The organism is Pseudonocardia sp. (assembly GCF_050246655.1).
Lineage (GTDB): Bacteria > Actinomycetota > Actinomycetes > Mycobacteriales > Pseudonocardiaceae > Pseudonocardia.
On sequence record NZ_JBFWVQ010000059.1, the window covers coordinates 1 to 24656 of the forward strand.

The following is a 24656-nucleotide window of genomic DNA, read 5'->3' on the forward strand; positions in this document are numbered from 1 at the left end:
GATCAGCCCGACCGCGGGCGCAGCGGGAACCCGGCCGCGGTGTAGACGGCGTCGACCAGCTCGGCGTTGGCCACCGCGTCGTCGGCGTCGACCGGGCACGGGGCACCGTCGCGCAGGTGGGCCCGGAACGCCTCCAGCTGGTAGAGGTAGGTCGACCGCGTCCCGACGTGCTCGTCGCGCGTGCCGTCCGGGGTGGTGATCGTGATCCGGTCGTCACGGTGGGGCAGCAGGTAGTTGTGCGCGAGCACCTCACCGCGCGAGCCGGTGATGCGGCACGTGACGCGCCAGTCCGCGGCGGCCATGTCACAGCGCGCGAAACCGGTCGCCCCGTCCGGGAAGGCCAGCTCGGCCTCGATCCACTCGTCGACGCCCGGCGCCCCGGCCCGCTCGCCGCCCCGCGCCGTCACGACCTCGGGCGGTCCGCCCGCCCACGGGGCGAGCATGCGGTGGGCGTGCAGGCCGTAACAGCCCAGGTCCATGAGCGCGCCCCCGGCCAGGGCGAGCGACCAGCGCGGATCGGTGTCCGGCGGCGCCGGCATCTCGGTGTGGATCTCGACGGCCCGCAGCTCGCCCAGCTCACCGGACTCCAGCAGCGCGTGCAGCCGGGTGGCGATCGGGTGGTGGACGTAGTGGAAACCCTCGACGACCGTGACCCCGGCGGCGACCGCGGCGTCGCGCACCGCCCGGGCCTCCGTGGCGTCGGCGGCGAACGGCTTCTCGGACAGGACGTGCTTGCCCGCACCGATCGCCGCGAGGTTCCACGGCGCGTGCAGGGAGTTGGCGAGGGGGTTGTACACGACCTCCACCTCCGGGTCGGCCACCAGCTCGGCGTAGGAGCCGACCACGCGCTCCACGCCGTGCTCGGCCGCGAACGCCGCGGCCCGCTGCGGGTCGCGGGCCGCGACGGCGACGAGGCGGTCGCCGGTGGCCCGCGCCGGCGTGACGAGCGCGAGTGCGGAGATCCGGGCCGCGCCGAGCAGCCCGATCCGCAGGGGCTGCGCGGCACCGTCGTCCCCGGCAGGGCGCGCGGCGGTCATCGGACCGGCACGGGGCCGGTGGACCCGCGCACCTCGAGCCGCGGCGGCATCAGCTGCGTGCGCGCCGGCGCCTCGGGGTCGCGCATCCGCGCGAGCAGTGTGCGCGCGGCCTGCCGCCCCATCTCACGCGCGGCGCCGTCCACGCTGGTCAGCCAGAGCGCCCGCAGGCGCGCCAGCGCGGAGTTGTCGAAACCGGCCAGCGACAGCTCGTCGGGCACCCGGACCCCCAGTTCGGTGGCGGCGGAGAGAGCTCCGACGCAGGACAGGTCGTTCGCGGCGAAGATCGCGGTCGGGCGCGCAGGCCGGCTGAGCAGCCGGACGGTGGCGCGGTAGCCACCCTCCTCGGTGAGGTCGCCCGCCTCGACGGCGGTCGGCAGGCCCGCGTCGCGCATCGTGTCCTCGTAGGCCTGCAGGCGCAGCACGGCCGCCCGGCCGGGAAGCCCGGAGATGTGGGCGATGCGTGTGTGGCCCAGCTCCAGCAGGTGGCGGACCGCGAGAACGCCCCCGCCGTGGTTGTCGTTCGCGAGCACGTCGACGTGCGGCAGGTCGACGTCCAGGCCGCCGACGGCGACCGTCGGGATGCGGCCCGCGACGTCGACGATCGCGGGCGAGAGCGGCACCGAACCCGCGACGACGAACCCGTCCACCCCGAGTTCCAGGAACGACCAGGTCACCGACTCGTCCAGCATCCGGTCGATCCGGCCGTCGCCGAGCAACATCGTCTTGCCGCCCGCGTACAGCTCGGGGGACAGGCCGTCGAGCATGTCGGCGAACCACGGCTGGCGCAGGTCGTTGAGCAGCACGCCCACGGTGTGCGACTGCTGCTCGGCGAGGCGGCGCGCGGACGCGTTCGGCCGGTAGCCGAGCTCCTCGGCGGCCCGCAGCACCGCCGCGCGGCTGGCCGCCGCGACCCGCGGCGAGTTGCGCAGCGCGAGCGAGGCCAGCGACCGCGACACCCCGGCCCGGGCCGCCACCGTCTCCAGGGTCGGCCGGCGGCCCGCCCGTCCGTCGCCGAGGGTCGTCACCCGCGTCCTCACCTCCGTCACACCGGTGCTCACCGTAGGTGCTACACCGCGACGGGGACGCGCAGCAAAGCCTTGAGCGCGATGCCCGGGTCGGCGAGGTCCGCGGCAGGCGGGGTGGCGCCGCGGGCGATGAGCATCTCGGCCAGCTTGACGTCCTTCGCCACGGAGTTGCCCGGTCCGGCCGCCGCCGCAGCGACGACGCGACCGTTCTCGCCCAGCCCGAACCAGATCCGGACGCCGTCAGGGCGCTGCCGGACGACCTCGGTCGCTGCGGCCCCGGGAATGCCCGCCACCTGCAGGCTGTGGTCGTGCTGGTCGCTCCAGAACCACGGCACGCCCGTCCACGGCTCGGTGCCGCCGAGCATCGCCCGGGCCGCGGCGGCTCCCTGCTCGCGGGCCGCGCGCCAGGACTCCAGCCGCAGCCGGCCGTACGTCGGGTGCGGGTAGGAGCAGCAGTCGCCCGCGGCGAAGACGCCGGGCGCGGAGGTCGCAAACCGCTCGTCGACGACGATCCCGTCGCCGACGGCGAGGCCCGCCCGTTCGGCGAGCCCGGTCTCCGGCACCGCCCCGATCCCGGCCACGACGACGTCGACCTCGACGCGCCCGCCGCCGGCCAGCGCGATCACCGTCCCGGACGGGCCCGGCGAGACGGCGGTGACCGCCGCGCCGCACCGGACGTCGACCCCGGCTGCGACGTGCCGCGCGGCCAGCACCGTCGCCACCTCTTCCGGCACGGCCCGGCCCATGAGGCGCGGACCGAGCTCCACGACGGTGACGGGGCACCCGATCGCGCTCGCCGCCCCTGCCAGCTCCAGCCCGATGAAGCCGCCGCCGATCACGCCCACCCGGGTGCCGGGCGCGAGCTGTGCCCGCAGCGCGACGGCGTCCGCATGCGTGCGCAGGACGTGCACTCCCGGGAACGGCAGGGTCCGGGCCCGCGCGCCGGTGGCGAGCAGGAGCGAGCGGTAGCCGAGCGCGCGGCCGTCGGAGAGGTCGAGCCGGTGGGCGCCCGGGTCGAGCCCCGTGGCCGTGACCCCGCGCAGCAGCCCGATGCGCGCGTCGCGGAGCGCAGCAGCGTCGCAGAGCGGCCGCAGCGCCCAGGTCTTCGACAGCGGGGGGCGCTCGTAGGGCAGCTCCGGCTCGGCCCCGACAAGGGTGATCGCCCCGTCGAAGCCCTCCTCGCGGAGGGTGAACGCGGCCCGGGTGCCGCACTCGCCCGCCCCGACGACCACGATGCCGGGGCCGGTCATCCGCCCACCTCGATGTAGACCGTGTCGCCCTCCACCTTCGTGGGGTAGGTGCGCACGTCGACCAGCACCGGGGCGGCCAGCGCCTTGCCCGTGCGGTAGTCGAAGCGGCCGTTGTGCTTGGGGCACTCGATCACGCCTTCCATCACGAGCCCGTCGCAGAGCCGCTCGCGCTCGTGGGTGCAGTACCCGTCGGTGGCGTAGAACAGGTCGTCGGGCGAGCGGTAGACGGCGTAGGCCCGGCCGTCGTGGTCGAACGGGACGACGTCCTCGAGGTCCACGTCGTCGGTCGCGCAGGCCGGGATCCACCGGGTCATGGCAGGGTCCTCCTCGTCGAGGGTGTGGCGGGTCGGATCGCGGGTCAGATCGAGGCTGCCGCGAGCGGCCGGGCGGAGCCGTCGGCCAGCGGGGTCGGCACGTGGAACGGGGTCGCGCCCTCCGGCAGCGTGCGCCGGACGTGGTACTCGGGGTCCTCGAGCTGGCGCAGCACGGCCGGGACGAGCTCGCGGTAGGCGGCCCACATCGACGGGTAAACCGGCGCGAGATCGTGGCGGATCTCCTCGTGCAGCTCGGGGAGGCGGTGGTACGGGACCATCGGGAACATGTGGTGCTCGACGTGGTAGTTCATGTTCCAGTACAGGAACCGGTTCACCGCGCACATGCGCACCGTGCGGGTGTTGAGCCGGTGGTCGAGCACGTTCTCGCCCATGCCGGCGTGCTGGGTGAGCCCGTAGAGGATGTGCATGAACGTGCCGTAGACGCGTGGTCCGCCGATCAGCACGAGCGGGATCCACGTCGAGAACACCACGGCCGTGCCGATCGTGACGAGGTAGATCACCAGCCAGATCCGCGCCGTGCGGTACACCTTCGGCCGCTCGGACCCGGGCACGTAGTCGGCCTCCTCGGCGGTGAGGCGCCCGGCCGCGTGCAGCACCATCTCCTTGAGCGCGACGGGGACGTCGTAGAGGCCGAAGAGGTTGCCGAGGATGCGGGCCAGTCGGGCCGGGCGCATCGCCTGGATCTCCGGGTCCCGCCCGACGACCAGCGTGTCGGTGTGGTGGCGGGTGTGGCTCCAGCGTGACGTCGTCGGATCCCGCATGATCATGAAGCACGCGATCTGGTAGACCGCCTGGTCGAGCCACTGCGACTTGAACGCGGTGCCGTGGCCGGCCTCGTGCCAGCGCGAGTCCGACGCCGAGCCGTAGAGCACGCCGTAGGCCAGGAAGAACGGGACGGCCCACCAGGTGCCCCACAGGGCGAGGCCGATGCCGGCGAAGACGACCATGAGCCCGAGCCAGACCGCGGTGTCGCGGATCGCCGGGGCGTCGGAGCGCCGCATGAGCTCCTTCATCCGCTTGCGGGGCACCGGGGTGCGGTGCCATTCCCCGCCCGCGAGGCCGGCGTCGACCGCCGCCTGGTTCTCCGGCCCGGTCAGGTCGTAGCGGGCCAACCGCTTCCGGTGCATCGCTCCCCATCCCTCCGCAGTGAGTAGACGATTGTTGGAGCGCTCCAACACTGATGTGAAGCATCCCCGGCAAGGAATCACCTGTCAATAGGGCAGTGAAGCCGTTTGGATCGCTCCAACCGTCGAGCGCGCCGTGCCGTCATGCGCGCTCAGGACCGGTCAACGGTCTCCATGACCTCCTTGAGCACCGGGAGCGCGTGCATGTGGCGGCGCAACTGGAGCGCCGCGTCGTCCAGGCGGCCGGCGCGCAGCAGCGCGACGATCTCCCTGTGCTCCCTGGCGGCGGCGCCGCGCAGCTCGACGACGGTGTAGGCGAGCACCCGGTACACCTCGGTGGCGTCCCACAGCATCCGGATGAAGTTGAGACACCGGGGCATGCCGCTGCGCTGCAGGATCAGGAAGTGGAATGCGCGGTTCACCCGGGACAGCTCGAGGCTGGGCCCCTCCGCCGCCAGCCGCTGGAACTCGTGGGCCAGCTCGCCCAGCTGGTCGATGTCCGCGGCGGTGAGCCTCGGCAGGGCCTCGCGGACGGCCTCCCCCTCCAGCACCTCGCGCAGGCGGTAGGCCTCGGTGAGGTCGTCCAGGTCGAGCTCGGCGACGGTGAAGCCCCGGTTCGGCCGGTAGTCGATCAACCCCTCGCTCTGCAGCGTCGTCAGCGCCTCGCGCACGGGGACGATGCTCAGGCCGAGCTCGGCGGCCAGCGCCTGCTGGCGCACCGGCTGGCCGGGCTTGAGCCGTCCGGTGAGCAGCCGTTCGCGCAGTGCGGCCAGCGCGGCGCTCTGCGCCGTCACCACTGCCGCCTCCGGCTCGGCCGTGACTCGCCCTGTCGGCGCCATTCGCCCCCCTCGTCGAACCGTTGACAGCCAATCATAGAACATCTACGGTTCAAGAATCGTAGAAGTTCTGAGATTTGGTCGAGTCGCAAGGAGGCGATGTGACCCAGAGCCTCAGATCGCGGACCCCCGCCCTGCGGACGGCCTGCGGCGCGCGCTCGGCACCCCCGCGGTCCGCCTGACGGCACCGTTCCGCGACCACGACGGACCGGTCGCTGTGGACGACCCGGCCTGACCGCGGGCGAGCCGGTCCCGCGCCCGCAGGGACCGGCGTACGGGGACGCGCCCCGCCGCGCTCCCGCAGCACATTTCACGGCCTGCCCGGCCCCACGGCCGCGGCCCGTCGACCCCTCGCCGCACCGCGCCCCCGCGCGGCCTCGCCCCGTCCCGTCGTGCCCGCGGAGCCGATGCGGGGTAGCGCGGCATCAGGAAGAGGAGAGCATGGCAACGCGCACCCGTCTCCAGATCAGTGCAGTGATCACGGCCGTCGTGCTCGCCGCGACGGCGTGCGGTTCCGGCGGCGGCGACGGTGACGGCGACGACACACTCGTCGCGCTCGTCCCCTCGCTGTCCGGCTCCGGGCAGGACATCATCACGACCCTCACCACCGACTTCAAGCCGTACTGGGACGAGGTCTTCGACTACGTCCTCACCCAGGACAAGGACGGTGAGCTCGCGCCGGGCCTGGCCAGCAGCTGGTCGGTCTCCGACGACCACCTCACCTGGTCGTTCGTGATCCGCGACGACGTGATCTTCCACAACGGCGACCGGCTCACCGCCGAGGACGTCGCGTGGACCTGGAACCGGGTCATCTTCGACCCGCAGACCCGGGCCCCGAACTCCCCGATGGCGCCGATGATCGAGTTCATCCGCGCCGAGGGGGACACCGTGCTGCTGAAGACCACACGGCCCGACTCCACCGTGCCGTGGTGGTTCAACAGCCAGGACGGCTCCGTGCAGGGCGGGATCTTCCCGAAGGCCTACTTCGAGTCCGTCGGGGCCGCCAAGTTCTTCGAGCAGCCGATCGGCACCGGCCCGTACAAGGTGGTGCGGATCAACGGCGAGCAGTCCGCCGAGCTCACCGCATTCACCGACCCGGCACGCGGCGAGTGGCAGAAGTCCCGCACGGCGAAGATCCCGAACCTGGAGGTCCGAGCGGTCCCGGACGCCTCCAGCCGGCTCTCGCTCGTGCAGACCGGCGCCGCCGACCTCGCCCCGATCCCCCTGGCGATGCAGGCCCAGGCCAAGGGGGCCGCGCTGGACGTGATCCCGGCCGAGAACGCGACGTTCTCCAACATGTACTGCCTCGGGTTCACGACCAACCTGCAGAGCCCGTGCAACGACGTGAAGGTCCGCGAGGCGCTGTCCATCGCCGTCGACCGGACGGCCATCGCCGCCTCGGTCTACGACGGCAGCGCCCGCCCGAGCAACGGGTTCTTCGCCGGGCCGGGCACCTTCGGCTATCCCGAGGAGATCCCGGCGCCCCCCTACGACCCCGAGCGGGCCCGCGCGCTGCTCGCCGAGGCCGGGTTCACCGAGGCCAACCCGCTCACCGTCCAGATCTCGATCTACAGCAACGACTCCGACTTCCCGAACATGCCGACCATGGCCGAGGCCATCGCCGGCAACTACCAGGCCATCGGGGTGCGGGCCGAGCTGATGCCCGGCGACTGGGCGGCCAACAAGGGCCAGCTGCTGGCCGGCGGCTTCCCCGGCATGAAGCCCGGCGACCCGGGTGTGCCGATCGTCCTGTTCATGCGGGGCATGGACAACCGCTACTACTTCCCGCCGGACCAGATCAACAGCTACACCGCGGCCGGTGGCTGGGAGAAGTTCTGGAACAACGACAACCTGCCCGAGCAGGTGCGGTTGCTGGACGCGGTGGCAGGCGAGTTCGACGCGACGGCGCAGGAGGCCCGGTTCGACGACTACAACCGCTGGATGGCGCAGAACTTCAACCAGATCCCGCTGCTCGCGGCGGACGCGATCTTCGTGGCCTCGGACAAGGTCGGTGACTGGAGCGCCCAGACCGAGGGCAAGGCCTACGTCAACAACCTCTGGTCGGTCGCGCCGGCCTCGTCGCCCAGCCCGTGAGCCGGCCGACGGGGACGGGGAGGCTCGCGTGCTGAGGTACACCGCCGGACGGCTGGGCCAGGCGGCCGCAAGCCTGCTCGTCATCGCGACGCTCGTGTTCGTGCTGGTCCGGCTGACCGGTGACCCGACCACGCTGCTGGTGCCCGAGTACGCCCCGGCGGGGGCACAGGAGGTGCTGCGCCGCCAGCTGGGCCTGGACCAGCCGCTGTACGTCCAGTACTGGCAGTTCATCGGCGGCCTGCTCGTCCTCGACCTCGGGACGTCCTTCGGCGGGGCTTCGGTCGCCGACCAGCTGCTGACCTACCTGCCGGCGACCGCGGCCCTCGCCCTCGTCGCGATCCTCGGCGCCGCGCTGGTGGCCGTACCGCTGGGCGTCCTCAGCGCCGTCTACCCGGGCTCGCTCGTCGACAAGGCGGCTCGGCTGCTCGCGATGCTCGGCCAGTCGGTGCCGGTCTTCTGGCTGGCGATCATGCTGATCCTGTTCTTCAGCGTCCGGCTGGGGTGGCTCCCGGTGGCCGGCCAGGCCGGCCCGAGCAGCTACGTGCTGCCGGCGATCGCGGTGGGCTGGCCCGCCGCGGCGGGGATCGTGCGGCTGACCCGCTCCAGCATGCTCGACGTCCTCGGCGCCGACTACGTGCGGATGGCGCGTGCCAAGGGCCTCTCGTCGGGCGTCGTGGTCGCCAAGCACGCCCTGCGCAACGCGCTGATCCCGGTGATCACGTTCAGCAGCCTGCTGCTCGGCACGTTCATGAACGGCTCGGTCGTGGTGGAGACGATCTTCGCGTGGCCGGGCGTCGGCCGGATGGCCTTCGAGTCGGTCACCGTGCGCGACTTCCCGATGGTGCAGGGCGCGGTGCTGATGTTCGCCGCGTTCTTCATCCTGCTCAACCTCGTCGTCGACCTCGTCTACGTGGCCGTCGACCCGCGCATCAGGTACCGGTGAGGGGAACCCCATGTCATCGATCACCGGGGTGAACAGCTCCCGGTCCGCCGCGTTCACCGGGCTGGGCGGGCGGGCGCTGCGTGCCGTCCGGGAGCCACTGCACGGCGTCCCGTGGGTTCCCGTGATCATCCTGGGCCTGCTGGTGCTCTGCGCGGTGGCCGCACCGCTGATCGCGCCCCACGACCCGTACGAGACCGACCTGCGCAACGTGCTCGCCCCGCCGTTCTACCTGGACGGCGGCACCACGACGCACCTGCTGGGCACCGACAAGGTCGGGCGCGACCTGCTCAGCCGGGTCGTCTACGGCGGCCGCGTGTCGCTGGTGTTCGCCGGGACGGTCCTGCTGGTGGGCGGCACGGTCGGCACCGCGCTCGGGCTGCTCTCCGGCTACGTCGGGGGGCGGACCGACGCGCTCGTCCAGCGCGGCGCCGAGGCCGTGCTGTCGCTCCCGACGATCATGGTCGCGCTCGTGTTCGTCTTCGTGCTCGGGCAGAGCCTGCTCGGCGTGGTGCTGCTGCTGTCGCCGTTCATCGCCGCGAGCTTCGCCCGGATGGTGCGCGGCGAAGCCCTGCGGGTGCGCGAGTCCGGCTACGTGGCCCTGGCCCGCGTCGCCGGGTCGTCGGGGCCGCGCACGATCCTCGTCCACCTGCTGCCGAACGTGGCGAGCACGGTGATCGTGCTGGCCACGCTGCAGGTGGGCGTGCTGATCCTGCTGGAGGCGTCGCTGAGCTTCCTGGGCGTCGGGCTGCCGCCGCCGACCCCGTCGTGGGGCCTGATGGTCTCCGACGGCCAGGAGTACGTCGCGACCAAGTACTGGCTGACGTTGTTCCCCGGGCTCGCCATCGTGCTGACCGTGCTGTCGATCAACTGGCTCGGCGACTGGCTGCGTGACCGGCTCGACCCGACCGGACGGACAAGGTGACGATGACGACGCGACGCTCCAGGGGGCTGACCCTCGGCTTCCGCAAGCCCGGGATGCAGCCGGCGCCCGAGGACGCTCCCGGTCCGGCCACCGAGATCCTGCGCATCAGCGGCCTCCGCACGCACATCGAGACCCGGGCCGGCCTGGTGAAGGCCGTCGACGGGGTGGATCTCACGGTGCGCCGCGGCGAGTCGGTCGGCGTCGTCGGGGAGTCGGGGTCCGGCAAGTCGATGACCTGCCTGTCGGTCATGCGGCTGCTGCCGCGGTCCGCACGCGTGGTCGGCGGCGAGATCGACTTCGACGGCGTGGACCTGGCCACGGCCTCCGAGCGGACCATGCAGTCGGTCCGCGGCTCCCGCATCGCGATGATCATGCAGGACTCGCTCTCGGCGCTGAACCCGGTCCTCACCGTCGGCGACCAGATCGCCGAACCCGTGCGCCGCCACCTCGGGCTGTCCCGCTCGGCCACCGCCGAGCGGGTCGTCGAGGTGATGCGCGAGCTGCAGATCCCGCAGCCGGAGACCCGGCTGCGCCAGTACCCGCACCAGTTCTCCGGCGGCACCCGCCAGCGCATCGTCGCGGCGATGGCGCTGGCCGCCCGTCCGGAGCTGATCCTCGCCGACGAGCCGACGACCGCGCTGGACGTCACCGTGCAGGCCCGGTTCCTCACCCTCATCCGCACCCTCCAGCAGCGCACCGGGGTCGCCGTCCTGTGGATCACCCACGACCTCGGGCTCGTCGCGCAGATGTGCGACCGGGTCAACGTGATGTACGCGGGGCGGATCGTGGAGAGCGGCAGCGTGCAGCGCATCTTCAAGCAGCCGCGCCACCCGTACACCAAGGCGCTGCTGGACTCGGTGCCCACGATCGGCCAGGGCCGCCATCGGCTGCGCCAGATCGACGGCCAGCCGCCCGACCTGCTCGACCTGCCGCCCGGGTGCCCGTTCGCCGCGCGCTGCCCGGTGCGCATGGACGTGTGCGACCGCGTGTACCCGGAGCGGACCGTGCTCGGTGCGGGCGAGTCGGTGCGGTGCTGGCGGGAGTCGGCATGAGCGCTCCGCCCCTGTTGGAGGTCCGTGGCCTGCGCAAGCACTACCGGCTGCCGGGCGGGCCCGGGCACAAGGCGGTGACCGTGCAGGCGGTCGACGACGTCAGCTTCACCGTCGAGGCCGGTACGACGACGGCGCTGGTGGGGGAGTCGGGCTGCGGCAAGACCACCACCGGCAAGATGATCCTGCTGCTGGAGGAGCCCACGGCGGGCTCGATCCGGCTCGACGGCCGGGACGTCACCACCCTGCGCGGCGAGGATCTGCGCGGCTACCGGCGCAGCGTCCAGGCGGTGTTCCAGGACCCGTACAGCTCGCTCAACCCGCGGATGCGGGTGGCCGACATCGTCGCCGAGCCGCTGCGCATCCACTTCCGGCTCGGCCGGGCCGAGCGGGCGCGGCGGGTCGCCGAGCTGCTCGACCAGGTGGGGCTCGCGCCCGCGGTGGCCGCGAAGTACCCGCACGAGTTCAGCGGCGGGCAGCGCCAGCGCGTGGCGATCGCCCGTGCGCTCTCGCTGCGGCCCCGGCTGATCGTGCTCGACGAGCCGGTGTCCGCGCTGGACGTGTCGATCCGCGCGCAGATCCTCAACCTGCTCTCCGAGCTCCAGGACGAGCTGGGCATCGCCTACCTGCTGGTGGCGCACGACCTGGCCATCGTCGAGCACATGAGCCACCGGATCGCGGTGATGTACGCGGGCCGGATCATGGAGAGCGCACCGGGACGGCAGCTCTACGCGCAAGCCCGCCACCCGTACACCAAGGCGCTGCTGGCCGCCGTGCCGCAGCCCGACCCGGACCTCCCGTTCGGCCAGATCCTCGACGGCGAGGCCGCGGACCCCGCCGACCCGCCGCCGGGCTGCCGGTTCCACCCCCGGTGCGGCCTCGCGGACGCCGAGATCTGCCCCCGGGAGACACCGGCGACCCGCCTGCTCACCCCCGACCACGAGGTGGCCTGCGTCAAGGTGCCGACCCCCGTCTGACCAGCCGAACCCACGAAGGGCGGAACATGGAGAGCCACCTGCTCGAACGGTCGACCCCGACCCCCCCGACCCCGGCCGGGTCCGTGCGCATCGCGCGGATCGAGGTGACCGTGCTGGGGATCGACCTCGCCCGGCCGCGCACGATCTCCAAGGGCGTGTCCCCGTCCGGCGAGAGCATCCGGCCGGTGCTGGTGCGGATCGAGTCGACCGACGGTGCGGTCGGCTACGGCCAGGACCGGCCGGTGATCCCGTGGCTGGGCGAGACCACCGCCTCGATCGTCTCCGCCGTCCGCCACCACTACGGGCCCGCCCTGCTCGGCGCCGACGCCGCGCAGCGCGCCCACCTCGCGCGGCGCCTGCCGGAGGTGCTGCCGGGCAACTCCATCGCCCGCAACATCCTCGACATGGCGCTGCACGACCTCGTCGGGCGCAGCTACGGGGTGCCGGTCCACGCCCTGCTCGGCGGGTCGCGCCGGGAGATCCCGCTCAACTGGTCGGTGTCGCTCGGGCCGCCCGCCGAGATGGTGCAGGACGCCGTCACGGCGACGCAGCGGTACGGGCTGCGGCTGGTGTGCCTCAAGTCCGGCGGGCCGGACCGGTGGCGCACGGACGTCGAGACGTTCCGCGCGGTGCGCGCGGCGGTCGGGCCGGACGTCGAGATCGCGATGGACCCGAACGAGGGCTACGACGTGGCCACGACGCTGCGGGTCGCCCGCGCGCTCGCCGACGACCACGTGCACTACTTCGAGCAGCCGCTCGTCCGCTCGGATCTGCACGGCAGCCGGATCGTCCGCGGCGAGGGCGTGCCCGTCATGGTCGACGAGGGCGCGATCACCCCGGACGCGGTCGGCAGGCTCGTCGCGGCAGGCGCCTGCGACGGCATCGTGCTCAAGCTCTGGAAGAGCGGCGGCTACGCCGAGGCGCTCGAGTGCGCGACCCTCGCCGACCGGGCCGGGCTGGACACCACCCTCGGCGGTGTGGTCGTCGGCAGCGTTCTGGGCGCGGCGGCCTCCGCGCACCTGTACTCGGCCGCGCCGCGGCCCCCGCTGGGGGCCGAGTTCGTCCTCGGCCTGAACGTGACCGAGCAGGACCCCGTCTGCGCGCTGCCCGACGACCTCGTGCCCCGCGACGGCGTGGTGCGCGCCCCGGCCGCACCGGGGCTCGGCGTGGAGGTCGACAAGGCCGCGGTCGAACGGCTGGCCGTGGCCACCGTCGACGTCCGATGAGCGCGGTCCGGCCGGCCACGACACGATGCCCACCGCGCACCCGGCCCCCTCGATCCTGCGACTGCGGGACTTCCGCTGGTACCTCGTGGGTGTCGGGCTCTCGCAGGCGGGCAGCAACGGCGCGCTGGCCGCGATGCTGTACCACGTCTACGTCCTCTCCGGGTCGACCTTCCAGGTCGGGGTCGTCGGTGCCGCGCGCGGGGCCACGATCATCGCCTGCTCGCCGTGGGCGGGTCACCTCGCCGACCGGTTCGATCGCAGGCGCCTGCTGCAGCTGAGCCAGGCGGGCGGGCTGGTGGTCGCGCTCGCGCTGGCCGTCGTCACGCTGCTCGGCGTCGTCGCGAGCTGGCAGATCTGGGCCGCGATGGTCCTGATCAGCATCGCCGCCGCCGTGGACCAGCCGGCACGCAAGGCGCTGATCCCGGCGCTCGTGCCGCGCGGCTCGCTGATGCAGGCGATCACCATGACCAACCCGGTCAACCAGGTCGCCCGGCTGGTCGGGCCGGCCCTCGGCGGCGTGCTCATCGCCGTGCGGGGTCCGGAGCTCATGTACCTGCTGGACGCGCTGATCTGCCTCGTCCTCATCGTGATCTTCCTGACGATCAGGACGCCGCCGCCCGACGCGGCCGGACCGCGGTCGCGCTTCTGGCCCGGCCTCGTCGAGGGCGTGCGGTTCGTGGCGCGCCGACCGATCATCTACCAGCTCGGAGGACTCGATGTCGCGGCACAGCTCTTCACCGCGTACCGGGTCGTGCTGCCGATGATCGCCCTCGACGTGCTGCAGGCCGGCCCGATCGGGTACGGCGTGCTCTCGGCGGCGGTCCCGGCGGGCGGGCTGGTCGGCGGGCTGGTGGCCTACCGGACCGCGCGCGTGCCGTTCCGGGCGGGCGTGCTCGCCCTGCTGACCACCGCCGGGTACGGCGCGGCCGCGGTCGTGCTCGGCCTCGGCACGGTGTTCGCGGTGGCCCTCGGTGGTGCGCTGTGCCTTGGCCTTTTCGACGCGGTCGCGACCGCCTTCCGGCAGTCGGTCGTGATCATAGAGACGCCGGACGCCATGCAGGGCCGGGTGCAGTCGCTCTACCAGATGTCGGCCACCGGGGCGCCGGCCGTCGGCGAGTTCAACGTCGGCGTGATCGCCGGGCTGGTCGGCCCCACCGCGGCGCTCGTCGGCGGCGGCCTGGCCTGCATCGGCTACGTGGCGCTGGTCGCGTGGCGGGCGCCGGTGGTCCGGCGCTACCGGACCCACACCGTCGCGGTGGAGCCGTCGACCGACGAGCGCCGCCGCACCCCCTGACGATCGAGAGAGGACGCTGCCGTGCAGCCAGAAGTACCCGCCGGGTCGTACGCGAGGACCTGGACCGTGACGCCCGAGATGACCACCCGCCGCGGTGACTTCGACATCCTGTCCACGCCGGCGCTGCTGCAGAGCATCGAGACCACCGCCAAGGAGTACCTCGGCCGGGCCGTCCCCGCGGGCTGGGACAGCGTCGGCACCTTCGTCGAGCTGCGCCATCAGGGCCCGGCCGCGCTCGGCCAGGAGTTCACCGTCGCGCTGCAGACCACCGGGTCCAGCGGCGCGCGCGTCCCGTTCACCTGCACGGTGTCGGCGCGCACCGGGCAGCTCGCCGAGGCCCGCCACGACCGCGCCCTCATCGAGGTCGCCCGCTACGTCCGCAGGCTCGCCCGTTCGCTCGGCGACCCGGCCGTGGCCGACAGCACGCCGTCAGCGTGACCGGGAGGTAGGACATGTTCACCTGGGACGACATCGCCGAGGGCCGGTCGCTGCCGACGGTGTCCTACGAGCTGACCCCACAGATGTTCGCCGACTTCCGGACCTGCGTCGGGTACGCGGACGCCGCATACCCGACGGTGGCCGGCCGGCATCCGGCGCGGGCGTTCGACGCGCTGGTGCCGGAGCCGGCGGCGCTGCTGCCGAACGTGGGGCAGGAGAGCCAGTACTTCAACCCGCCGGAGCCGGGCTCGACGCTGGTCATCCGGGCCAGGGTGCTGCGGAAGTACTCGCGTCGCGGCAAGGACTACGCCGTCGTCGAGGCCCGCACGCTCGACGACCGGGGCCGGCTGATCGAGGTGAGCCGACTCATCGCGTTGCGGGTGGACGAGGGCGAGGTCTCGTTCGCGCCGGTGGTCGACAAGCTCACGCGGCGCACCGCCGAGCCCGCCGCCGAGCCCGCGGCGGCAGGTGACGGCGAGCTCCCGCCGCTGACCAAGCCGCTCACCACCGAGACCCTCGAGCTGTTCGAGCGGGCCGTCTGGCACCGGGTGCCGAACGTGCACTCCGACCAGGAGGCCGCCCGGGTGGCCGGACTGCGCGCCCCGATCGCCTCCGGGCAGATCTTCATGGGCTTCATCCACGAGATGCTGCAGCGGGCCTACGGCCGCGCCTGGACCCACGGCGGGCGGATCTCGATCCGCTACGTGCGCCCGGTGGAGGCGGGCGAGACGGTGACCGTCCGGGGCCGTCCCGCCCCGGACGGGTCGACCGTCGCGCTGTCGGTGACCAACCAGGCGGGCCACCGGGTGGCCGTCGCCACCGCCACGCTCGCGCCCGCCGCGGCACCGCTGACCGCGTCCCGCTCCGCACCGCTGGCCGGGCTGCGCGTGCTGGAGTTCACCCACGCCTGGGCCGGGCCGTACGCGGGCATGATCCTCGCCGACCTCGGCGCGGACGTCATCAAGATCGAGCGGCCGACCCAGGACCGGGAGTCGCGCGGCGGCTACCCGTACGTGGCGGGCGAGAGCGTGCCCTTCCTGGAGCTGCACCGCAACAAGCGCAGCGTGACGATCGACCTGAAGCAGGAGGCCGGCCGCGAGCTGCTGGCCGGTCTGCTGCCGCAGACCGACGTCGTCGTGCAGAACTTCCGGCCATCCGTGCTCTCGGCGATCGGCATCGACTACGCGACGCTGTCGGCGCGCAAGCCGGACCTCGTCTACCTGAGCCTGTCCGGGTACGGCTCGCAGGGGCCCGGGGCGCTGCGGCCGGGCGTGAACCTGGTCGCGCAGGCCACGGCCGGCATCTGCCGGACCACCGACGGCGCCGCACCCGCGCCGGTGCTGGGGCCCCTGTGCGACGTCACGGCCGGGATGTGGGGCGCGATGGGCGTGCTCGCCGCGCTGGCCAGCAGGGACCGGACGGGCGAGGGCACCCACGTCGACGTCACGCTGGTCGACGCGGGGCTCTCGCTCATGCACTACGCGCTGGCCGAGCACTACTTCTCCGCCCGCGAGGGCGGGCGGCCCTCCGCGGAGATGAACGCGCCCGCCGACGTCTTCCAGGGGGCCGACTCCCGCTGGTTCGCGGTGTTCGCGAGCTACCCGGCGCTGTGGCGGCGGATGTGCGCGGCGCTGGAGCGGCCGGACCTGCTCGACGACCCGCGCTTCCACAGCCGCGAGTCCCGCACCGAGAACGCGGGGCTGCTCAACGAGGTCCTCGCCAAGCAGTTCGCCGAACGCGACTCGACGGAGTGGGTGGACACCCTCGTGGCGGCCGGGGTGCCGGCCGCACCGGTGCTGGACGTCGCCGAGGCGCTCGCCGACGCCGCGAGCTCGGCGCCCGGCATGGCGCTGCTGCAGCACCACCCCGACGCCGGGACGTTCCCGACGATCGGCAACCCGCTGTGGCGCTCGTCCACCCGCGCCACGACGACCGTCGCGCCCCGGCTGGGGGCCGACACCGACGCCGTGCTCCGGGAGCTGGGGCTGCCCGACGACGAGGTCGGCGCCCTGCGTGCACGGGGAGTCGTCTAGTGCCCCCGAACCGTCACCGCCGAACGATGTGGAGGAAGTTGCCGTGCCCGACCGTGTGATCGACCTGCTCAGCGCGTACGCACTCGAGACGCCCGACCAGCTCGACGACGACGTGCGACACGAGGTGACCCGGCTCGTGCTCGACGACGTCGGTATCGCCCTCGGCTCGCTGCAGGAGCCCGCGGTGCGCGCCACCCGGCGCTACGTCTACGACAACTACCCCACCGGCCCGTCGCTGGTGTGGGGCACGGGGGTGCGCTCGCTGCCGCAGGCGGCCGCGCTGGCCAACGGCACCGCCGTGCGCACGATCGACTACAACGACGGCTACGTCGGCAAGGACGCCGGGCACCCGAGCGACGTGATCCCCGGGCTGGTCGCGTTCGGGGAGCGCTGCGGCAGCTCCGGCAACGACGTGGCGGTGGCGGTCGCGCTCGTCTACGACGTGATCTTCGCGATGTTCGAGGCGATGTACACGCGTCAGTACGGCTGGGACCACATCGGGATCCAGGCGGTGTCGGCGTGCTGCGGGTTCGGCAGGCTCATGGGCCTCGACCGCGTGCAGATGGGCAACGCGCTGGGCATCACCGCGGTGGCGCACAACGCGCTGCTGCAGACCCGCTCCGACGACGAGCTGACGATGTGGAAGAGCGTCGCGTCGAGCTACTCGCTCGGCAACGCGATGGAGGCGTGCCTGCTGGCCCGCGCGGGCGTCGAGGGCCCGTCGCGGCCGTTCGACGGGCACAACGGCTACATCGAGGTGCTGGCCCGCGGCGACTTCGACTGGTCGGCGCTGGACCGGCTGCGCGACCGTCCGCGGCGGATCCTCGACACCAACATCAAGATGTGGCCGCTCGGGCAGCTGGCGCAGGGCTCGGTGGACGTGGCGGTGGCGCTGCACGGGCGGATCGAGCGGTTCGACGACATCGCGAGCATCACGATCCACACGTCCGAGGTGGCGGCCGAGATCATGGACGGCCCCGCCAAGTGGAACCCGACCACCCGCGAGACGGCCGACCACTCGCTGGTGTACTCGACGGTCGCCGGCCTCTACGACGGCACCGTCGACCACCACACGTTCCGCGAGGACCGGCTGGAGAGCTCCGGGTTCAAGCAGATCCTGCGCGACAAGGTGAAGCTGATCGTGCGCGACGACTACACGGCGAGCTTCCCGGAGTGCCAGCCCGCGCGGGTCGAGGTCACGATGACCGACGGGACGACGCTGGTCGAGGAGTGCACGCACCCACGCGGGCACGCCCGCAACCGGGCCACGGACGAGGACCTGGCGGCGAAGTTCGACCGGCTCGTGGTCCCGGTGCTCGGTGCCGAGGAGTCGGCGCGGATCCGCGAGGCGGTCGGCGACTTCCCGGACGCGCCGCGGATCACGGACCTCACCGACCGGCTCGTCTCCTGAGCGTGCCCCGGGGTTCCCCGTCGAGAACGACGTTGTGCTGATCAACAGGGCGATTCGATCATCCTAACGTCGTTCTCGACGGCAGGGCCCCGGTCACCCGGCGGACGCGCCGGCCAGCACCGACCGCAGGTGGCCCGCGCTGCGCTCCACGTCCAGCACCGGCCCGGCACCCGCCGGTTCCTCGGTGAGGATCGTGTCCTGCTCCAGGACGTACCAGCCGTCGTAGCCGGCGCCGACCAGCGATCCGACGATCGACCGCACGTCCACGTCGCCGTCGCCGAGCGGGCGGTACATGCCATCGCGCACCGCGTCGGTGTAGGTCAGCTCGCCGCCCTGCACGCGCTTGGCCAGCGCCGCGTCCACGTCCTTGAAGTGCACGTGCGCCACCCGGTGCGCGGCCTGGCGGGTCAGCTCCGCGGGGTCGCTGCCGCCGATGAGCAGGTGCCCGGTGTCCAGGCACAGCGCCACGGACGAGCCCTCCAGCACGCGGCGGACGTCGTCGGGGTTCTCCACCATCGTCCCGACATGCGGGTGCAGCACCGCCCGCACGCCGTGCTCGGCGGCGTGGACGCCGATGCGGTCCAGGTTGCGCAGGAGGCGGGCCCAGCCGGCGGCGTCCAGCTCGGGGCGGCTGTCGTACCCGGCCAGGCCGGTGTCGGCGGACATCACCAGCGTGCCCGAACCGGTGGCGGCGTACTGCGCGAGCACGGGCTCGACGTCGGCGAGCGGGTCGTGGCCCGCGAGGTGCAGCGTGAGCGGGACGAACCCGCCGATGGCCTGCAGCCGGTGGTGCTGCAGCACGCGCGCCATCTCGTCGGGTTCCGGCGGGAGGAACCCGGCCGGGCCGAGCTCGGTGGCGGCCAGCCCGACGGCCTGCATCTCGGCGAGCACCCGGCCGGGCTCGAGCTGGTGCCCCCAGCCGGGAACCTCGCAGACACCCCAGGAGATGGGGGCCCCGGCGATCCGGTCCATCTAGCGCTCCTCGATGTCGTAGATCACGCCGTCCCCGGTCGGGACGGGTTTGACGGCCACGGGCCGCCCGGTGCGCCACGACCGGTCCGCCGCGACGGCGAGGTCGAAGGCCGCGAGGGCGTCCAGGCCGGTGCAGCGCGGCGGGGTGCCGTCGCGCACGCAGCGGGCGAAGGCGTCGAGCTCCTCGACGTAGGCGGCAGGGTAGCGCTCGACGAAGTCCCGGGGCAGCCCGTGGGAAGCCTGCCCGGGGGTGCGCCACTCGACGGCGCGCGGGGTCTCCACACGGGCGGTGGCCAGGGTGCCGACCAGCTCGGTGGAGGACTCGTAGCCGTAGCGGGAGCCGCGGCCGATGTCGATCACGCCGAGCCCGCCGGAGGCGAACTTCAGCACGACGACGGCGGTGTCGATGTCGCCGATCGCGGCGAACGCCGGGTCGTGCGCGACGCCGTGGGCCGACACCTCCACGATCTCGCCCACCAGCCAGCGGGCGACGTCCAGCTCGTGGACGGCGACGTCGGTGAAGAAGCCCCCGCTCCCGGCGATGAACGCGGGCTCCGGCGGTGTCATGTCCCACAGCGAGCCGCGGAAGAACGTCACCTCGCCCAGCTCGGCGCGGCGCTCCGCGACCGAGACCCAGTCCGGGTCGAAGCGGCGGTGGAACCCGACCTGAAGCACCACCCCGGCCTGCACGACGGCGTCGAGCACGCCGAGGGTGGCGGCGCGGTCGCCCGCGATCGGCTTCTCGCAGAACACCGGCCTGCCCGCGCGCGCCGCGGCCGTCACCAGCTCGGCGTGGGTGCCGGTCGGGGTGGCGACCGCGACGGCGTCGCAGCGTTCCAGCAGCTCGTCGTACGAGGTCGTCCACGGCACGCCGTAGCGCTCGCCCGTGGCGCGCGCGGCGTCGGGGGCGAGGTCGTAGACGGCGGCGAGCGTGGCACTGCGGCAGCGGCGGGCGATGTTCTCCGCATGCATGCGGCCGATCCGGCCCAGCCCGGCGAGTCCGATCGCCACTGTGCGAGCTGCCATCTCGTGGTCCCTCCGACGGATCCACTGCGATTGTTAAAGCGCTTTAAGGCACGGTAGGTCACGGGTCCTGCAGTGTCAATCGGCGCGACGCGGACGGCGGAGCCACGTCGCGCCGCTCCATGCCCGCAGGCGCCGCGAGCTCAGAGGTCGAGTACGAGACGCGCGGTGCAGGACCGCGACACGCAGATCAGCATGCAGTCGTTCGCGGCCCGCTCGTCGGCCGTGAGCACCGAGTCGCGGTGGTCGGGAAGCCCCTCGAGCACACCCGTCTCGCACGTGCCGCAGGTGCCCTCTGCACACGACGACAGCACGCCGATCCCCGCCGCCTCGACGACGTCGAGGACGGACCGCTCCGGTGGGACCGTCAGGGTGAACCCGCTGCGCGCCAGCTCGACGTCGAACGCCTCCGCGCGCACCGGCGCCCCCAGCGGGCGGGCGGCGAACCGCTCCAGGTGCAGCGCCCGCGACGGCCACGCCGCGCAGTGCTGCTCGACGGCGGCGAGCAACGGCTCGGGTCCGCAGCAGTAGACGAGGGTGTCGGGCTCCGGGGTGCCGAGCAGGGTCGCGAGGTCGAGCAACCCCGTCTCGTCCTGCGGGCGCACGGACACGCGGTCGCCGTGCCGCGCCAGCTCGTCGAGGAACGCCATCGAGGCGCGGGTGCGGCCGCCGTAGACCAGGCGCCACTGTGCGCCCGCCGACTCGGCCGCAGCGATCATCGGCAGGATCGGGGTGATGCCGATCCCGCCGGCGATGAACAGGTAGCGAGGCGCCGGGGCGAGCACGAAGTTGTTGCGCGGCCCGCGGACCCGCACGACGTCGCCTGCCGCGAGCCGGTCGTGGACGTGGCGGGAACCGCCGCCGCCCTCGGCGTCCCGCAGGATGCCGAGCCGGTAGGCGCCGAGGTCGGCCACGTCGCCGCAGAGGGAGTACTGCCGGTTCGGCAGCCCGTCGCCGAGGATCAGGTCGACGTGCGCGCCGGGCGTCCAGGCGGGAAGCGGGGTGCCGTCGACGGGGCGCAGGGTCAGCGCGACGACCCCGTCCGCCTCGATCTCCTTGGCCGCGACGCGGACCTCGGTCTCCAGCTCGCGCGTGACGACGGTGCTCTCAGTGTGGTGGCGGACGGTCTCGACGTGGCCGCGGGGATCGTGATGCGCGGGGGCCGCGTTCACCGAGCTCACCGGGAACGCCAGGTGCAGGTGCTCCCACACGTACATGTTGGGGGTGGTGCGGTAGCGCTCGGGGGTGTCGGTGATCGTGTAGTCGCCGAGCACCGGCAGCGCCTCCTCCAGTGCCACCTTGGCCTCGAGCCGGGCCAGCGGCGCGCCGAGGCAGCCGTGCATGCCCTCGCCGAAGCCGAGGTGGCGCTGCGTGCCGCGGGTGACGTCGAAGCGGTCGGGGTGGGGGAAGCGGCGCTCGTCGCGGTTGGCGGCGCCGTAGACCAGCACCACCCGCCCGCCCGCCGGGATCGTCACCCCGTGCAGCGTGACCTCCCGCGACGTGGTCCGGCCGACGAGCTGCAGCGGGCTGTTGATGCGGATGGCCTCCTCGACGGCGTCCGGGATCAACTCCGGGTGCTCCCGCAGGATCTCGCGCTGGTCGGGGTTCTCGGCGAGCAGCTTGAACAGCGTGCCGGTGAGCCCGGCGGTGCTCTCCACGCCACCGAGGAACAGCACCATCATCAGGCCCATGACCTCGGAGGCGGGCACGATGTGCTCGTCGGCGAACGGCACGCCGTCGATCTCGGCGGTGACGACGTGGGTCACCAGGTCGGCGCGCGGGTGGCGACGGCGCTCGTTCAGCAGGTCCACGAAGTAGGACTGGATGCCCGCCGTGGCCGCCCTGGCGACGGGCGTGAGCCGGGCGTCGTCGGGCTTGCGGTCCTTGAGCTCGTGCACCCAGCGCTCAAGCCGGGCCCGATCCGGGCCGGACTCGGGCAGCCCCAGCAGGTCGAAGAACACCTCGTTGGGCATCGGCCAGGCCAGCTCCTGGGCGAGATCCACGGTGCCGCGGTCGCGCCACGCGTCGATCAGGCGGCGCACCGTGGCCCGGACGATCGGCTCGCGCTCCCCGATGCGGCCCGGGAGCAGCTGCGGCTGGACGATCCTGCGGATCTGGTCGTGGCGGGGGTTGTCGATGTCGGGCAGGAACCCGGGTCCGCTCTGGTCCTTGGCGGTGTCGTCGATGTCGATGCCCTCGAACGACAGGAAGGTCTCGGGGTCCAGCGCGGCCGCGCGTACGTCCTCGAACCGCGACAGCGCCCACCAGTCCCACTTCTCGCTGTGGAACACCGGCGCCTCGTCGCGCATCCACCGGTAGACCGGGAAGGGATCGGCCTGGAACGCCGGGCTGAACGGGTCGTACTCCATCCGCAGGGGCGCGGCGCTGGTCATGAGAAACCTCCCTTGTTGGATCGTTCCAACGATGCCAAGTGTCGCGGTTCGGCGCCAGTTGTCAAGGCCTGCAGTGGAAGTTCCCGGTCGAACGGTAGGCTGCGATCGACTGGATCGTTCCAAGAACCTGGAGGCGTCCGTGCCGGCAGACCGTCCGACGATCCACACCGTCGCCGCCCGGGCGGGGGTGTCGAAGTCCCTGGTCTCGCTCGTGCTGCGCGGCTCGCCCAAGGTCAGCCCGGACCGGCGCGCCGCGGTGCAGCGGGCGATCGCCGAGCTCGGCTACCGGCCCAACGTGGCCGCGCGCGACCTGCGCGAGCGCCGGAACCGGACGGTCGGCGCGCTGATCAACGACCTGCGCCACCCCTGGCTCGCCGACCTGCTCGACGGCCTGACCGAGGAGCTCGCCGGGCAGGGGCGTCAGCTCCTCCTGCACGGTGGCCGGCTGGACCGGGTCCGCGACGACGCCGTTCCGCAGACCCTCGCCGACCTCGGTGTCGACGGGCTCGTGCTGGCCGGGACCCAGCTCAGCCCGCCCACGCTGGCCGAGGTGACCCAGATCGTGCCCACGGTCGCGGTGGCGTGGCGCGACCTGGACCTCCCGCGGGTCGACACCGTCGGCAACGACGACCTGGCCGGTGGTGCGCTGGCCACGCGCCACCTGCTCGACCTGGGGCACCGGCGGATCGCGCACATCGCCGGACACCTCCCGGGCTCGGCCAACACGGTCGGGACGCTGCGGCGCCGCGGCTACGAGGACGCCATGCGTGAACGGGGTCTGGCCGACCACATCGAGGTCGAGACCGCCGACTACACCGACGACGGCGGTTACCGGGCCGCGGTCCGCCTCCTGCGCTCCGCGCACCCGCCGACCGCGATCTTCGCCGTGGACGACGTGACATGCCTGGGGGCGCGGGCGGCCGCCGCCGAGCTCGGAGTGGCCGTGCCGGACCGGCTCTCACTGGTCGGCTACGACAACTCCACGCTGGCCCGGCTGCGCTCGATCTGGCTCACCAGCGTGGACAGCGGCGGCGCCCAGCTCGGCAGGCTCGCCGCGCGCACGCTGGCGGCCCGGATCGAGGACCCGGCGCTGGACGCGCAGGTGCACCTGCTCGCCCCGGCGTTGCAGGTCCGCGGGTCCAGCGGGCCCGTCGGGCGGTGAGCCGGCGCAGGCCGATCGCGGATCATGATCGTCGGGAATGTGACGGCAGGCCCGGATACGAGCCTCCTACCGCATTCTTGGCGATCATGGCCGGGTGCTGCGGTCGGGTCGCCGCTCAGCCGACCGTGAACGCCGCCTCGAACGCGTCCAGCGCCGCGTCCGGGTCGCCCTGGGCCCATGCCTCCAGGCCGACGACGCCGGTGTAGCCGGCCGCGTCCAGCGCCCGCGCCACCGCCGGATAGTTGATCTCCCCGGTGCCGGGCTCGCAGCGTCCGGGGACGTCGGCGACCTGGATCTCGCCGACGTACGGCAGCGCCTCGCGCACCAGCTCGATGAGGTTCCCCTCCCCGATCTGGGCGTGGTAGAGGTCGAGGTTGAGCCGCAGGTGCGGGTCGTCCACCGCCCGCGCCAGGGCCAGGGTGTCGGCGGCACGGGCGAACGGCGTGCCCGGGTGGTCGACGGCCAGGTTGAGGTTCTCCAGCGTGAACACCCGGCCGGCTCGGGCGCCGAGCTCGGCGATCCGGCGCAGCGTGTCGGCCGCGGTGAGCCACATCGCCGGCGTCACCGCCTCGACAGGGTGCACGGGCAGGCCGTCCGGGCCCAGGCCGGTGCCGTGCAGGTTCAGCCGGGGGCAGTCCAGCCGCTCCGCAATCGCCAGCGACTGCTCCGCGGTGGCCAGCAGCTCCGCGATGCCGTCGGACGTGGTGAGGTCGCCGCGCAGGTAGCCGGTCATGGACGAGAACGTCGCGCCGCTCGCGGCGAGTGCGGCGATGTCCTTGGTCGACCAGTCCCAGATCTCGACCTGCAGCCCGCGCTCGGTGATCCGCTTGATGCGGTCGAGGAAGGGCAGGTCGCGGTAGAGCATCTCCGCGCTGGCGGCGAGGGCGAAGCCGGGCTCCGCTCCTCGCTCGCCGGAGCTCGCTGCGATGCTCACCCGGCCCTCGCTCACGGTCCCGATGGTTCGCTGCGGACCGGGCTCCGCTCCTCGCTCGCCGGAGCTCGCTGCGATGCTCACCCGGCCCTCGCTCACGGTCCCGATGGTTCGCTGCGGACCGGGCTCCGCTCCTCGCTCGCCGGAGCTCGCTGCGATGCTCACCCGGCCCTCGCTCACG

Annotated in this window: 21 protein-coding genes; 11 read left to right on the forward strand and 10 right to left on the reverse strand. The window is 73.2% G+C overall.

What is annotated here, in order from left to right; genetic code table 11:
- Positions 1 to 2 precede the first annotated feature (2 nt).
- The 6 genes from AB7J25_RS18650 to AB7J25_RS18675 form a co-directional block, all read right to left on the reverse strand.
- Positions 3 to 1037: a Gfo/Idh/MocA family protein gene (locus AB7J25_RS18650; protein WP_428510742.1), complete on the reverse strand. Its 1035-nt coding sequence runs from the start codon at positions 1035 to 1037 to the stop codon at positions 3 to 5.
- Positions 1034 to 2083, reverse strand: coding sequence for a LacI family DNA-binding transcriptional regulator (locus AB7J25_RS18655; protein WP_428510744.1), 1050 nt, complete (start codon positions 2081 to 2083; stop codon positions 1034 to 1036). Before AB7J25_RS18655 ends, AB7J25_RS18650 begins: the two co-directional genes overlap by 4 nt.
- 20 nt (positions 2084 to 2103) lie before the next feature.
- Positions 2104 to 3312 (reverse strand): NAD(P)/FAD-dependent oxidoreductase, encoded by a 1209-nt coding sequence (locus AB7J25_RS18660; protein ID WP_428510746.1) that lies wholly within the window; start codon positions 3310 to 3312, stop codon positions 2104 to 2106.
- Positions 3309 to 3626 carry a MocE family 2Fe-2S type ferredoxin gene (locus tag AB7J25_RS18665; protein WP_428510748.1) on the reverse strand — a complete coding sequence of 106 codons (318 nt, stop codon included), beginning with the start codon at positions 3624 to 3626 and terminating at the stop codon, positions 3309 to 3311. Before AB7J25_RS18665 ends, AB7J25_RS18660 begins: the two co-directional genes overlap by 4 nt.
- A 44-nt stretch (positions 3627 to 3670) precedes the next feature.
- Complete coding sequence (locus AB7J25_RS18670) at positions 3671 to 4774, reverse strand: fatty acid desaturase family protein (protein ID WP_428510750.1); 1104 nt, start codon at positions 4772 to 4774, stop codon at positions 3671 to 3673.
- 149 nt (positions 4775 to 4923) lie between these two features.
- Complete coding sequence (locus tag AB7J25_RS18675; RefSeq protein ID WP_428510752.1) at positions 4924 to 5565, reverse strand: GntR family transcriptional regulator; 642 nt, start codon at positions 5563 to 5565, stop codon at positions 4924 to 4926.
- Positions 5566 to 6048: 483 nt separating this feature from the next.
- Here AB7J25_RS18675 and AB7J25_RS18680 point away from each other — a divergent pair, with 483 nt between their 5' ends.
- The 10 genes from AB7J25_RS18680 to AB7J25_RS18725 all read left to right on the forward strand — a co-directional run bounded on the left by AB7J25_RS18680 (position 6049) and on the right by AB7J25_RS18725 (position 17994).
- Entirely contained in the window at positions 6049 to 7701 is a 1653-nt protein-coding gene (locus AB7J25_RS18680; protein ID WP_428510754.1) for an ABC transporter substrate-binding protein, read from the forward strand.
- A 28-nt stretch (positions 7702 to 7729) separates the two neighbouring features.
- On the forward strand, positions 7730 to 8644 hold the full coding sequence (locus AB7J25_RS18685) for an ABC transporter permease (RefSeq protein ID WP_428510756.1): 915 nt from the start codon (positions 7730 to 7732) through the stop codon (positions 8642 to 8644).
- Between the two features lie 10 nt (positions 8645 to 8654).
- The gene (locus tag AB7J25_RS18690) at positions 8655 to 9566 is read left to right on the forward strand and encodes an ABC transporter permease (RefSeq protein ID WP_428510758.1); all 912 of its coding nucleotides are present in this window, start codon (positions 8655 to 8657) and stop codon (positions 9564 to 9566) included.
- A gap of 2 nt (positions 9567 to 9568) precedes the next feature.
- Positions 9569 to 10618 carry an ABC transporter ATP-binding protein gene (locus AB7J25_RS18695; RefSeq protein ID WP_428510760.1) on the forward strand — a complete coding sequence of 350 codons (1050 nt, stop codon included), beginning with the start codon at positions 9569 to 9571 and terminating at the stop codon, positions 10616 to 10618.
- Positions 10615 to 11592 carry an ABC transporter ATP-binding protein gene (locus AB7J25_RS18700; protein ID WP_428510762.1) on the forward strand — a complete coding sequence of 326 codons (978 nt, stop codon included), beginning with the start codon at positions 10615 to 10617 and terminating at the stop codon, positions 11590 to 11592. The genes AB7J25_RS18695 and AB7J25_RS18700 overlap by 4 nt, the downstream gene beginning before the upstream one ends.
- Before the next feature lie 26 nt (positions 11593 to 11618).
- Positions 11619 to 12818, forward strand: a complete 1200-nt coding sequence (locus AB7J25_RS18705; RefSeq protein WP_428510764.1) for a mandelate racemase/muconate lactonizing enzyme family protein — start codon at positions 11619 to 11621, stop codon at positions 12816 to 12818.
- 25 nt (positions 12819 to 12843) lie between these two features.
- A complete protein-coding gene (locus AB7J25_RS18710; RefSeq protein WP_428510766.1) occupies positions 12844 to 14112 on the forward strand; it encodes an MFS transporter in 1269 nt (422 codons plus the stop codon).
- 66 nt (positions 14113 to 14178) lie between these two features.
- Positions 14179 to 14550 (forward strand): thioesterase family protein, encoded by a 372-nt coding sequence (locus AB7J25_RS18715; protein WP_428510768.1) that lies wholly within the window; start codon positions 14179 to 14181, stop codon positions 14548 to 14550.
- 14 nt (positions 14551 to 14564) lie between these two features.
- Positions 14565 to 16583 carry a CoA transferase gene (locus AB7J25_RS18720; RefSeq protein WP_428510770.1) on the forward strand — a complete coding sequence of 673 codons (2019 nt, stop codon included), beginning with the start codon at positions 14565 to 14567 and terminating at the stop codon, positions 16581 to 16583.
- Between the two features lie 43 nt (positions 16584 to 16626).
- Positions 16627 to 17994 (forward strand): MmgE/PrpD family protein, encoded by a 1368-nt coding sequence (locus AB7J25_RS18725; RefSeq protein ID WP_428510772.1) that lies wholly within the window; start codon positions 16627 to 16629, stop codon positions 17992 to 17994.
- 93 nt (positions 17995 to 18087) lie between these two features.
- Here AB7J25_RS18725 and AB7J25_RS18730 read toward each other — a convergent pair whose 3' ends face one another.
- The 3 genes from AB7J25_RS18730 to AB7J25_RS18740 all read right to left on the reverse strand — a co-directional run bounded on the left by AB7J25_RS18730 (position 18088) and on the right by AB7J25_RS18740 (position 22382).
- Positions 18088 to 18966, reverse strand: a complete 879-nt coding sequence (locus tag AB7J25_RS18730) for a TIM barrel protein (protein ID WP_428510774.1) — start codon at positions 18964 to 18966, stop codon at positions 18088 to 18090.
- A complete protein-coding gene (locus AB7J25_RS18735; protein WP_428510775.1) occupies positions 18967 to 19992 on the reverse strand; it encodes a Gfo/Idh/MocA family oxidoreductase in 1026 nt (341 codons plus the stop codon). It lies immediately after the preceding gene.
- 140 nt (positions 19993 to 20132) lie between these two features.
- Positions 20133 to 22382 (reverse strand): cytochrome P450, encoded by a 2250-nt coding sequence (locus AB7J25_RS18740; RefSeq protein WP_428510777.1) that lies wholly within the window; start codon positions 22380 to 22382, stop codon positions 20133 to 20135.
- 139 nt (positions 22383 to 22521) lie between these two features.
- On the opposite strand from AB7J25_RS18740, the gene AB7J25_RS18745 reads away from it, so the two are divergent.
- Positions 22522 to 23544, forward strand: a complete 1023-nt coding sequence (locus tag AB7J25_RS18745) for a LacI family DNA-binding transcriptional regulator (protein WP_428510779.1) — start codon at positions 22522 to 22524, stop codon at positions 23542 to 23544.
- Between the two features lie 115 nt (positions 23545 to 23659).
- Here the strand turns inward: AB7J25_RS18745 and AB7J25_RS18750 are convergent, their stop codons facing one another.
- Positions 23660 to 24493, reverse strand: a complete 834-nt coding sequence (locus tag AB7J25_RS18750) for a TIM barrel protein (RefSeq protein ID WP_428510781.1) — start codon at positions 24491 to 24493, stop codon at positions 23660 to 23662.
- Between the last annotated feature and the right edge of the window lie 163 nt (positions 24494 to 24656).